Origin of the sequence: Streptomyces sp. NPDC058525 (assembly GCF_042719495.1) — a bacterium.
Lineage (GTDB): Bacteria > Actinomycetota > Actinomycetes > Streptomycetales > Streptomycetaceae > Streptomyces.
The window spans coordinates 2,757-13,587 of the sequence record NZ_JBHXNP010000159.1; the positions used below are offsets into that span (position 1 = coordinate 2,757).

At 73.9% G+C, this 10,831-nt stretch carries 10 protein-coding genes, 1 tRNA gene and 2 pseudogenes; 4 read left to right on the top strand and 9 right to left on the bottom strand.

From position 1 onward, the window contains the following. Positions 1-47: 47 nt before the first annotated feature. A tRNA-Pro gene (locus ACFWP3_RS39915) sits at positions 48-121 on the bottom strand. A 117-nt stretch (positions 122-238) separates the two neighbouring features. Between ACFWP3_RS39915 and ACFWP3_RS39920 the strand changes: the two genes are divergently transcribed. Beyond that, entirely contained in the window at positions 239-757 is a 519-nt protein-coding gene (locus tag ACFWP3_RS39920; protein WP_384231462.1) for a DUF309 domain-containing protein, read from the top strand. Between the two features lie 8 nt (positions 758-765). On the opposite strand, the pseudogene ACFWP3_RS39925 reads toward ACFWP3_RS39920, so the two are convergent. The 4 genes and pseudogenes from ACFWP3_RS39925 to ACFWP3_RS39940 form a co-directional block, all read right to left on the bottom strand. Next, positions 766-1,181 (bottom strand): annotated as a pseudogene (locus ACFWP3_RS39925) (VOC family protein). Between the two features lie 4 nt (positions 1,182-1,185). Continuing rightward, the gene (locus ACFWP3_RS39930) at positions 1,186-1,824 is read right to left on the bottom strand and encodes a lactate utilization protein C (RefSeq protein ID WP_384231464.1); all 639 of its coding nucleotides are present in this window, start codon (positions 1,822-1,824) and stop codon (positions 1,186-1,188) included. After that, a complete protein-coding gene (locus tag ACFWP3_RS39935; RefSeq protein WP_384231468.1) occupies positions 1,821-3,290 on the bottom strand; it encodes a lactate utilization protein B in 1,470 nt (489 codons plus the stop codon). The genes ACFWP3_RS39930 and ACFWP3_RS39935 overlap by 4 nt, the downstream gene beginning before the upstream one ends. Continuing rightward, on the bottom strand, positions 3,287-4,042 hold the full coding sequence (locus tag ACFWP3_RS39940) for a (Fe-S)-binding protein (protein WP_384231472.1): 756 nt from the start codon (positions 4,040-4,042) through the stop codon (positions 3,287-3,289). The genes ACFWP3_RS39935 and ACFWP3_RS39940 overlap by 4 nt, the downstream gene beginning before the upstream one ends. 18 nt (positions 4,043-4,060) lie before the next feature. Between ACFWP3_RS39940 and cobF the strand changes: the two genes are divergently transcribed. After that, positions 4,061-4,813: a precorrin-6A synthase (deacetylating) gene (cobF, locus tag ACFWP3_RS39945; RefSeq protein ID WP_384231474.1), complete on the top strand. Its 753-nt coding sequence runs from the start codon at positions 4,061-4,063 to the stop codon at positions 4,811-4,813. 13 nt (positions 4,814-4,826) lie between these two features. Here cobF and ACFWP3_RS39950 read toward each other — a convergent pair whose 3' ends face one another. From ACFWP3_RS39950 to ACFWP3_RS39960, 3 genes and pseudogenes are all read right to left on the bottom strand, one after another. Then, positions 4,827-5,972 carry an aminotransferase class V-fold PLP-dependent enzyme gene (locus ACFWP3_RS39950; RefSeq protein ID WP_384231476.1) on the bottom strand — a complete coding sequence of 382 codons (1,146 nt, stop codon included), beginning with the start codon at positions 5,970-5,972 and terminating at the stop codon, positions 4,827-4,829. A gap of 141 nt (positions 5,973-6,113) precedes the next feature. Further along, positions 6,114-7,829, bottom strand: coding sequence for a glycoside hydrolase family 71 protein (locus ACFWP3_RS39955; protein ID WP_384231478.1), 1,716 nt, complete (start codon positions 7,827-7,829; stop codon positions 6,114-6,116). Positions 7,830-7,923: 94 nt separating this feature from the next. After that, positions 7,924-8,151 (bottom strand): annotated as a pseudogene (locus ACFWP3_RS39960) (Crp/Fnr family transcriptional regulator); the annotation flags it as partial. A gap of 35 nt (positions 8,152-8,186) precedes the next feature. Here ACFWP3_RS39960 and ACFWP3_RS39965 point away from each other — a divergent pair. After that, complete coding sequence (locus ACFWP3_RS39965; RefSeq protein ID WP_384231481.1) at positions 8,187-9,572, top strand: hypothetical protein; 1,386 nt, start codon at positions 8,187-8,189, stop codon at positions 9,570-9,572. A gap of 183 nt (positions 9,573-9,755) precedes the next feature. Further along, a complete protein-coding gene (locus tag ACFWP3_RS39970; RefSeq protein ID WP_384231483.1) occupies positions 9,756-10,166 on the top strand; it encodes a hypothetical protein in 411 nt (136 codons plus the stop codon). 91 nt (positions 10,167-10,257) lie between these two features. On the opposite strand, the gene ACFWP3_RS39975 is transcribed toward ACFWP3_RS39970, so the two are convergent. Continuing rightward, a partial coding sequence (locus ACFWP3_RS39975; protein ID WP_384231485.1) for an NADP-dependent isocitrate dehydrogenase occupies positions 10,258-10,831 on the bottom strand: 574 nt, incomplete at its 5' end.

A 10,831-nucleotide genomic window follows, 5' to 3' on the forward strand; every position in this document is an offset into this window, starting at 1 on the left:
GTTTCGGATTGCTCCGAAACGGCCCCACGACCTGCGACTTCGAAAAGTCGGGACGACAGGATTTGAACCTGCGACCCCTTGACCCCCAGTCAAGTGCGCTACCAAGCTGCGCCACGTCCCGTTGTGCCTGCGACCTGGGGTTTCCCCCGTCCCGGCGGCACATGCAGAACATTACCCCACGCCGAGGGGTGTTCATGCACCGGTAATCGGCGGCGCCGGAGATGGCGAAGATGAGGTGGTGAACGCACGGGATCGGGATCGGGACAGGGACGGCGAGGGGCGGGCGCGCAGTGCGCGGCCCCGGGACGGGCTGGGGCGGCCGCTGCCGTACGGGACGGCCGGGGTGGAGCGGCAGCCCGAGGGGGTGGTGCGCTCGCCCGGCGAGACGGTCGCGGAGGCGCAGCGACTGCTGGACTCGGGCATGCCCTTCCACGCGCACGAGGTGTTCGAGGACGCCTGGAAGTCGGGGCCCGAGGAGGCGGCCCCGCTCTGGCGCGGGCTCGCGCAGCTCGCGGTGGGTCTGACGCACTCCGCGCGCGGAAACGCCGTCGGCGGGGCCCGGCTGCTGCGGCGCGGGGCCGATGCCCTGGCCGGGCGGGAGGACGCCTACGGGATCGACGTGGCGGGCCTGGTCCGATGGGCCCGGGCGCTGGCCGGCCGGGTGGCGGCCGGGGAGCGCATCGACGCGGCGGCCGAGGCCCCCGGGCTCGCCGGCCGGCCGAGCCCTCCCGGCGGGCCGCCCGGGTCGCGGCCCTAGTCGCGGCCCTAGGCGGGCTGGAGCAGGTCCCAGCGGTTTCCGTAGAGGTCCTCGAAGACGGCGACGGAGCCGTACGCCTCGTGGCGCGGCTCCTCGAGGAAGCGGACGCCCTCGGCGGCCATCCGGGCGTGGTCGCGGGCGAAGTCGTCGGTGTACAGGAAGAAGCCGACGCGGCCGCCGGTCTGGTCGCCGACGCGGGAGCGCTGGGCTCCGTCCTTGGCGCGGGCCAGCAGCAGTGCGGCCTCCTTGGCGCCGGGCGGGCGGACCACGACCCAGCGGGAGCCTCCCCCAGCTACCGCTGGGAGGTACCCCCAGGGCGGCCGGTGTCCTCGGCGAGGTCGAAGCCGAGGGCGCGGGTGTAGAAGTCGATGGCCTCGTCGTAGTCGTGGACCAGGAGCGCGGTGAGGGCGATGTGCGATGACATGCCCTCATTGTGCGCCGAGGAGCACCACTTCCAGGGTGCGGGGGCCGTGTACGCCCTCCACCCGGTCGAGTTCGATGTCGCTGGTGGCGGAGGGGCCGGAGATCCAGGTCAGGGGGCGGGCCGGGTCGAGGCGTTCCAGTGCCTGCGGTACGGAGTCCACCACCTGGTCCGGCACGCGGACCACGCAGATGTGGTGGTCCGGGACCAGCGTGATGCGGCGCCGGCCCTGGTCGGGGCCGCCGTCGAGGACGATGGTGCCGGTCTCGGCGATGGCCAGGGCGCAGCCGGTCACGACGCTGTCCACGCGGTCGAGTTCGGCCGGGGTGGACACGGCCCGGTCGTGGATCCGGGTCGGGTCCGCCGCCGACAGCCAGTGCGGGGGCAGGGCGGGCGGGATCAGGACCGTGTCGGAGCCGCGCTCGGCGAGGAGCCGCATCAGCAGCATCGGCAGTCCGTCCTCGTCGGTGCGGTGGACCTTCGCCCGGTATTCGGTGAGGTGGGCGGCGAGCAGGTCGGCGCTCTCGGCGGGCGTGCGGACGCCGTGGACGCGCAGGTAGTCGCGGGGGATTCCCGGATCCGGCTCCGGTCCGCGCTCCCCCACCGCGCGCCGGACGCGGGCCAGGATGCGGTCCCTGCTGCTCATCGGTTGTCCTCCCGTTCCCGGGCCCACCAGTCGCGGAAGGACTCCGCGGGGACGGCGGGCAGTTCGCGGGTGTCGGTCCAGGCCCGCCCGGGCCCCGGCAGCCGGCGCGGGCGCAGCCGGCGGGCGCGGGCCAGCAGGCGTTCGCCGGCGCGGAGCGCGGCGGGGTGGTCGAGCAGCAGCCGGGCGGCCCGCATCGCGGCCCGTTCCGCGGTGTGGCCGTGCGCCGGGCGGATCCGTACGCGGATGCCGTCGCGGGTCACCCGGCCGCCCTGGACCACCCGTTCGCGCAGGTGGACGAGGACCTCGGGGATGTCGATGGCGACGGGGCAGACCTCGTAGCAGGCGCCGCACAGGGTGGAGGCGTAGGGCAGCGAGGCGTCGATCTCGCTTCCGGTACCGCGCAGTTGGGGGCTGAGGATGGCGCCGATGGGACCCGGGTAGACGGATCCGTAGGCGTGGCCGCCGGCGCGTTCGTAGACGGGGCAGACGTTGAGGCAGGCGGAGCAGCGGATGCAGCGCAGGGCCTGGCGGCCCACCTCGTCGGCGAGGGTGTCGGTGCGTCCGTTGTCGAGCAGGACGAGGTGGAAGGCGGCGGGTCCGTCGCCTTCCGTGGTGCCCGTCCACATGGTGGTGTACGGGTTCATCCGCTCGGCCGTCGAGGAGCGGGGCAGCGTCTGGAGGAAGATCTCCAGGTCGCGGAAGGCCGGGACGACCTTCTCCACGCCGACGACCGAGATGAGGGTTTCGGGCAGGGTCAGGCACATCCGGCCGTTGCCCTCGGATTCGAGGACGACCATGGTGCCGGTCTCGGCGACCATGAAGTTGGCGCCGGACACGCCGACCTTGGCCCGCAGGAACTTCTCGCGCAGGTGCAGGCGGGCCGCCTCGGCCAGTTCGCGCGGGTCGTCGCCGAGCGGTTCGGGCGCGGGCCGTCCCCAACGGCCCATCTCCGTACGGAAGATGTCGCGGATCTCGGCGCGGTTGCGGTGGATCGCCGGGACCAGGATGTGCGAGGGCCGGTCGTGGCCGAGCTGGACGATGAGCTCGGCGAGGTCGGTCTCGTACGCGGCGATCCCGGCGGCCTCGAGGGCTTCGTTGAGCCCGATCTCCTGGGTGGCCATGGACTTGACCTTGACGACCTCCCGCTCGCCGGTGGCGAGCACCAGCTCCGTCACGATCCGGTTGGCCTCGTCGGCGTCGGCCGCCCAGTGGACGGTGCCGCCGGCCGCGGTCACGGCGGCCTCCAGCTGGAGGAGGTAGCGGTCGAGGTGGCGCAGGGTGTGGTCCTTGACCGCCTTGCCCGCGGCGCGCAGCCGGTCCCAGTCGGCGAGTTCGGCGACCGCGCGGGCCCGTTTGTCGCGGATGGTGTGGGTGGCGTGCCGGAGGTTGGCCCGCAGCACGTCGTCCCGTACGGCCTCGCGGGCCGCTTCGGGGAAGGCGGGCATGCCGAGGAACGTGCCGCTCATGTCAGGGGTTCCTCCTCGGTGGCGGCCAGGATCTCGGCGATGTGCAGGGTCCGCAGCGGTGCCCCGGCCCGGCGCAGCAGGCCGTCGAGGTGGGCCAGGCAGGAGTTGTCGGCGCCGCACAGCACCTGCGCGCCGGTGGCGGCCGCGCTGCGCGTCTTGTCGGTGCCCATGGCGGCCGACACGTCCGGGTTCTTGACGGCGAAGGTGCCGCCGAAGCCGCAGCACTCCTCCGCGCCGGGCAGCTCGACCAGCTCCAGCCCCTTGACGGCCGCCAGCAGCCGGCGCGGCCGGTCCCCCAGCCCGAGGCCGCGCAGGCCGTGGCAGGAGGGGTGGTAGGTGACGGTGTGCGGGAAGTACGCGCCGACGTCGGTCACCCCGAGCACGTCGACCAGGAACTCGGTCAGCTCGTACACGCGCGGCGCCAGCTCCCGCGCGAGTGCGCCGAGCTCGCCGCCGCGCCCCTCCGCCGCCGCCCGCCGGCCGATGCGCGGGTAGTGCTCGCGGATCATCGCGGCGCAGGATCCGGAGGGGGTGACCACGTACGGGTATCCGGCGAAGGCCTCGGCGGTGCGCCGCAGCAGCGGTTCGGCCTCGTGCCGGTAGCCCGTGTTGTACTGCGGCTGCCCGCAGCAGGTCTGGGCCGCCGGGAAGTCCACGGTGACGCCGAGCCGCTCCAGGAGGCGTACGACGGCGATGCCCGTGCGCGGGTACAGCGCGTCGTTGACGCAGGTGACGAACAGGGCGGCTCGCATGACGGGCAGAATAGCGGCGTGAAGAAGTTCTCAGTGATCGGCATAGGCGCGGGCGACCCGGACCACCTGACCCTCCAGGCGGTCCGGGCGATCGGCGCGGCGGACGCGTTCCTCATCCTGGAGAAGGGCGAGGAGAAGGCGGACCTGACCGGGCTGCGGCGCGCGATGCTCGACGCGCACGCCCGCCCCGGCCACCGGCTGGTGGAGGGCCGCGACCCGGACCGGGACCGCACTCCGGCGGACTACGCGCCGACGGTGGACGGCTGGCGCAGCGCGCGGGCCGAGATCTTCGAGCGGTTCGTCGCGGAGGATCTGGCGGAGGGCGAGACCGGGGCGTTCCTGGTGTGGGGCGACCCCTCGCTGTACGACTCCACGCTCGCGATCCTCGACGAGGTGCTGGAGCGGGGCCGGGTGGCCTTCGAGCACGAGGTGGTCCCGGGCATCAGCAGTGTCTCGGCGCTGCTGGCGCGGCACCGCACCAATCTGAACCGGGTCGGGCGGCCGGTCCAGATCACCACCGGGCGGCGGCTGGCGGAGGGCTGGCCGGAGGGGGTGGACGACGTGGTGGTGATGCTGGACGCGCGGCACGCCTTCACCGCCCACCTGGACCAGGACCTGTTCATCTACTGGGGGGCCTACGTCGGCACCCCGGACGAGATCCTGGTCTCGGGCAGGCTGGCGGACGTCGCCGGGCGGATCGAGGAGCTGCGCACCGAGGCCCGGGCCCGCAAGGGCTGGATCATGGACACGTACCTGCTGCGGCGCGGCTGAGCCCGGTGCCCGGTCACCCCGCGAGGAAGGCGGGCAGGGCCGCGGCGAGGCGCTCGTACTCCTCGGGCCGGTTGTAGACCTGCCCGCAGACGCGCATGCCCCCGCCGCCGGGCCGGGGCCAGACCAGGACCCGGATGCGGAGCTTCGCGGCGAGTGCCTCGCGCAGGGCCGTGGCGGCCTCCCGGGTCTCGGCGACGCCCGGCGGGAGCAGCACGGAGCGCATCGGCAGGCCGGGGGTGTGCGGGAGTGCGGTGAATCCGGGGAGCCGGGCGAGCAGGTCCGCGCCGTGGGCGGCGAGCGCGCTGTTGTGGGCGCGGACCTTGTCGGCGTCCAGGCGTTCGAGCAGGTCGAGGCCCTCGGGGGCGGCGAGCCAGCCGGTGTAGTCGGCGGTGGCCCGGTATTCGACGGAGCGGGGGAAGCCTCGGTGGTCCTCCCAGGAGGGCACCAGGGCCCTGACGCGGGCCCGGTGGGCGGGGGCCACGGCGAGCAGTGCGCTGCCGGGCGGGGCGTAGCCCCACTTGTGCAGGTTCCCGAACCAGAAGTCGGCGCCGGCGGCGACCGGCGCGGCCAGTGTGCCCGGGGTGTGGGCGCCGTCGACGACGGTGGTGATCCCGCGGGCGGCGAGGTCCTCGAGGAGCCGGGGGCCGGCGACGAGGCGGGCGGTGGGCGAGCTGACGTGGTCGAGCAGGGCCACCTTCGTGCGCGGGGTGAGCGCCGCCAGGACGGCTTCGCGGACGGCGTCCTCGTCGGGCAGGTGCGGGTCCAGGGCGACCGTGGTGACGGGCGCGCGGCGGGCGGCCGCGGCGGTCACGGTGCCGTAGCCGTGGTCGGTGACCAGGATCTCGTCGCCGTCGGCGAGCGGGATGGCGTCGAGGGCGAGGTTGGCGCCCTCGGTGGCGTTGGAGATCAGGGCGAGCCCTGCGGGGTCCGTCCCGAGGCGGGCCGCGATCCGGCTCCGGGCCCCTTCCAGCCGGTCTGAGACCCCGTTGAAGAAGGCGTCGGGGTCGGCGTCGGCCTCGGCGCGCAGCGCCTCCTGGGCGTCCCGGACGGGGACGGGCACCGCGCCGTACGAGCCGTGGTTGAGGTGGGCGACGCCGGGGTCCAGCCGGAAGAGGGCTTCGCCGCCGGGGAAGGCGGTGGGGGTGGCGGGCTCGGTCACGGTGCCTCCGGGTGACGGGTGCGGCGGGTCGGGTCGGGTCGGGCGGGCTGCTCCGGATCATGCAAGGCCCGGCGCCGGGCCCGACAAGGCCAATCGCGACAGGGTGGCCTGCCCGGTGGCCGCGGCCCCTCCCCCTCCCCCTTACCGTCCGCTGGTCGCCGCGTAGTACTGGAGGTCCTGGACTTCCACCGTACGGTCCACCGGGAACGGCAGCCGTACCTCCGTGCCGGCCTTGCCGCCGCGCACCACCGCCGCCGAGGCGGTGCCCGGCTTCAGCGGCAGCAGTTCGGAGTGCACCCCCGCGGGGGCCTCGTGGGTGTCCTGGGCGGAGCCGACGGCCGTACGGACGACCGCGGACCCGGTGAGGAAGCTGAGCACCTCCACCGTGTCCCGGGGCGCGGCGGTGCCCTTGCGCGGGGCCATCAGCAGCGACTGGCCGCCCGTGGGGTCGGCGGCCGCGAACTGGGTGCGGGCGGTGAGGTACAGCGTGTCGCGGACGATCTTCGGCCAGCTGCCCGTCTTGAACCGGGTGAGGTAGTAGGAGGTCAGGTCCAGGTAGGCGTACCCGTTGTGCAGGGAGGGCGCGAACTGGGTGCCTTCCGAGTAGTCGTTCCAGGTGGTCAGCTGCACCCAGTCGGCCCCGTCCTCGATGGCGTGCGTCCAGGTGGCGCGCAGGGTCGCGGTGTTGCCGGCCTCGTCGTAGATGCCCTGGTTGGGGCGGGCGTCCTGGACCGAGACGGGCTGCATCCAGATCTTGCCCATGCCGTGCGCCCGGCGGACGTCCCGGGTGTTGCCCTCCTGGCCGACGTAGCTGCGGCTGCCCCATTCGGAGAAGCCGTGGCTGATGGGGGCGAACGCGTCGTGGTGGGCGGCGAAGTCGAGGAAGAGCGGGACGAACGCGGTCTGGACGCCGTGCCTGGACCGCAGGATGTCCAGGACCTGGGTCCACCACGCGGCGCTCTTCTCCTCCGCCTTGAAGGGGGAGACGACGAGCCGGCCGTCGGGGAGCCGGTGGGCGGCCGGTGCGTCGCCGAGCGTGGCGATGGCCTCGGCGAGCACGCCCGGGTCATCGGTCTTCAGCGAGGTCATGTCGGGCATCAGCATGATCTTGAAGGCGGGGTCGACCGAACGGGCCGCCGCCATCAGCAGGTTGCAGCGGTCCCAGTTGCGGCCGGAGAAGGACAGCATGTCGAGGGTGAACCCGTCGATGCCCGCCGCGCGGGCCGTGCGCACCTCCTGCTGGAGGTTGGCGTACTCCCAGTCGCCGGACTTCGGCTCCACGGGCAGCGGCCGGTCGCGCAGCAGGCCGCCGTACTTCCCGTGCTTGCCGCTCTCGCCGTCCGGGTTCAGGTAGTGGCGGGTGTAGTAGTCGCCGTCCGCGCGCGCGTTGTCGAGGGAGAGCGGGTACGGGGTGAAGTAGTGGGCGAACACCAGCTTGCGGCCCGCCGCGCCGGAGCGCAGGGCGGCGGGCTGGGGCATGTCGAAGGGCAGGGCGCCGGCCGGTCGTGGCGCGCCGGTGTCGCTCGCGCCCCCGGGGTTGCCCTTGGCGGCCGCGCCCTTGGTGGGCGGCGGGGTCTCGGCGGACGGCGGGGCGGCCGGTGCGGGCTCCGCGGGCGCGGGACTGCCGGTCGGGCCGGCGGTCCAGGGGGCGCCGGCCGCGGGGGCCGAACCGCCGTGTGCGGAGGTCGCGTTGAAGGGGTCCCAGGCCAGGCCGGCGGCGGCGCACACCCCGACGATCAGGAACGCCGAGGCCAGCAGGGTCAGCGGCTTGCGCCCGCGGAACCCCTTCCGGCGCCGGTGCGACACCGGCCGGCCCGCCCGCTCCGGCCGCCGTCCTGCCCGCCGCTCCGCTCTCATCCTGGCCCCTCCCCCGCACGCGCCCCCCGGTGGGGGCTGCACAGCAGTAGAGCCCATGACCGGCTCGCGGACAACTGTTCCCGGTCAGAGCCGCCTAGGTGCGGGTGGCGGCGATGTCGGCGTTCTCCAGGATGCCGATGGCGTCGGGCACCAGGATCGCCGCCGAGTAGTAGGAGCTGACCAGGTAGGACATGACCGACTTCTGGTCGATGCCCATGCAGCGGACGTTGAGGCCGGGTTCCACCTGTTCGGGGATCGCGGCCGGGCGCAGTCCGATGACGCCTCCGTCCTCCTCTCCGGTGCGCAGGGCCAGGACCGAGCTGCACCACGCAGGAGGCCGCCGACCAGCTGAACAACATGCTCACCTCGCGCCTCCAGCAGTTCGAGAGCACCTTCTTCACCGAACTGCCGGTGCTGTTCGCGGAGAAGGGCCTGGACCCGGGCGGGATCCTCGCCGTCCTCACCTACGCCCGCGGGCTCCAGGACTGGCAGTCCGGCGGCCACGAGTGGCACATGCGCTCCAGCCGGTACATGAACTCCCGCCCGGGCCCGACCGGGCTGGGGACCGCCGGGGCCAACGTCAGGGCGCTGCTGGGCCTGACCGGCGGCGCGCGGCGGGCCCGCCGGCACGGCAACGTCCCCCGCCGGGTGGGTCCTTCGGTGATCCCGGAGTTCTTCATGCCGTACCGCAACGTCCTCAATCCGCACCTGGCCGGGGCCCGGGAGCGGCTCGTCGAGTGGGACCGCGCGATGGGGATGCTGGGCGAGGGCGTCTGGTGGGAGGACAAGGCCCGCGGGTACGACTTCGCGCTGTGCTCGGCGGGCATCGACCCGGAGGCCTCGGCGGAGGCGCTGGACATCAGCGCGGGCTGGCTGAGCTGGGGCACGTACGCCGACGACGTCTATCCGCTGGTCTTCGGCACCGGGCGGGACCTGGCCGCGGCCCGGGCGCAGACCGAGCGGCTGCGCGCCTGCATGCCGCTGGACCTGTCGGCGCCGCCGGCCCCGGCCAACGCCATGGAGCGGGGGCTGGCCGACCTGTGGCGGCGCACGGCCGCGCCGATGGGGGCGCGCGGCCGGGAGCACTTCAAGGGGGCGATGGACCGGGTGCTGGACAGCTGGCACTGGGAGCTGGAGAACCAGGCGGCCAACCGGGTGCCGGACCCGGTCGACTACCTGGAGATGCGCCGGGTGACCTTCGGTTCGCCGATGACGATCGCGCTGGCCCGGATGGCGCACCTGGACGTCGTCCCGCAGGAGGTGTACGCGAGCTCGGCCATGCAGTCGCTGGAGGCGGCGGCCTTCGACTACTCGGCCCTGATGAACGACGTGTTCTCGTACCAGAAGGAGGCGCAGTACGAGGGCGAGCTGCACAACTGCCTGATCGTCGTGGAGAACTTCTTCGACTGCGACGCTCCGACGGCGCTGCGCATCGTGAACGATCTGATGACCGCGCGGATGAAGCAGTTCCAGCACGTGGTGGCGCACGAACTGCCCGTCATGTACGCGGACTACGGGCTGGACGCGGCGGCCCGCGCGGCCCTGGAGCGCAGCTCCGTGGAGCTGACGCGGTGGATGGCGGCCATCCACGTCTGGCACGTCGCGACGAAGCGCTACCGGGAGGAGGACCTCGAGCGCCACCACGCGCACCGCCGGGCCGCTGCGGCCGGCGCGATCGGCGCGGGCCCGCCGGGCCGCGCCCGCCGGCTTCCGCCCGCTCCGCACCGGGCCGCGTGGGCCTGACCTGCGGGGCGAAAGGTACCTCCGCAGGAATACGACGTTCCCCTGGTCTTACGGCGCAAGCGGCGCATAATCGTCGACATGCGGCCTGAAACAACCCTCTGGCCGCACGTGGTCACGCATGCAATGGGGGGCATCGTGCCGATGGGGGAATCCAGGGCGTCCGGCACACTGCCGGCGACGTCCGTGCAGATGTCGCGGCTGCTGACCGCCGTCCGGCGGGGGCGCGTACTGACCGTGACGGGCAGGTTCCGCGAGCCGCGGAGCCTGCTGGTGCGGGAGATCGCGCGGCGGCTCGCGTCCAACTTCTACGACGGGGTGGCCGTCGTCGATCTGGACCGCGCCTCCGGCGTGCGGGATCTGACGGCTGCCCTGGGCTGCGTGCCGGGCATGCCGTTCCTGCCGTGCGGCACGGCCAATGCCGCGTCCTGGCTCGCCGAGCGCGACATGCTGCTTGTCCTCGACGGCAGCGAGCTGCTCACCCCGGCGGCCGTGGACTGGCTGCGGGACCTGCTGCGCCGCGCGCCGGGCCTGCGGCTGCTGGCGGCCGGCCGTCACCCGCTGGCCTTCGAGGAGGAGCGGGTCCACCGGCTCTGAGCCGGTCCGGCCACCGGCCCCGGACACGGGTCCGCCCCGGCCGGGCACGGAGCCAGCCGGGGCGGAGCACGTCATGCGGTGATCACGGGTGTCAGCCGAGGAGGGCCAGCGCCTCGTTCAGGGTCGCGGAGGGGCGCATGACCGCCGCGGCCTTGGCCGCGTCGGGCTGGTAGTAGCCGCCGATCTCGGCCGGGGAGCCCTGGACCGCGATCAGCTCGGCGACGATCTTCTGCTCGGACTCGGCCAGCGTCTTGGCCAGCGGGTCGAAGGCGGCCGCCAGCTTCGGGTCGTCGGTCTGCCGGGACAGCTCCTGCGCCCAGTACAGGGCGAGGTAGAAGTGGCTGCCGCGGTTGTCGATGCCGCCCAGCTTGCGGCTCGGCGACTTGTCCTCGTTGAGGAAGCTGCCGGTCGCGCGGTCCAGGGTGTCGGCCAGCACCTGGGCGCGGGCGTTGCCGGTGGTGGTGGCGAGGTGCTCGAAGGAGACGGCCAGCGCGAGGAACTCGCCGAGCGAGTCCCAGCGCAGGTAGTTCTCCTTGACCAGCTGCTGGACGTGCTTCGGGGCGGAGCCGCCGGCGCCCGTCTCGAAGAGGCCGCCGCCGTTCATCAGCGGGACCACCGACAGCATCTTGGCGCTGGTGCCCAGCTCCAGGATCGGGAAGAGGTCG

Excerpts from the sequence above, each read along its gene's own strand:
- ACFWP3_RS39930 (WP_384231464.1), bottom strand. The coding sequence starts at position 1,824 with ATGAGCAGCAGGGACCGCATCCTGGCCCGCGTCCGGCGCGCGGTGGGG.
- ACFWP3_RS39935 (WP_384231468.1), bottom strand. The coding sequence starts at position 3,290 with ATGAGCGGCACGTTCCTCGGCATGCCCGCCTTCCCCGAAGCGGCCCGC.
- ACFWP3_RS39940 (WP_384231472.1), bottom strand. The coding sequence starts at position 4,042 with ATGCGAGCCGCCCTGTTCGTCACCTGCGTCAACGACGCGCTGTACCCG.
- ACFWP3_RS39955 (WP_384231478.1), bottom strand. The coding sequence starts at position 7,829 with ATGAGAGCGGAGCGGCGGGCAGGACGGCGGCCGGAGCGGGCGGGCCGG.
- ACFWP3_RS39965 (WP_384231481.1), top strand. The coding sequence starts at position 8,187 with ATGCTCACCTCGCGCCTCCAGCAGTTCGAGAGCACCTTCTTCACCGAA.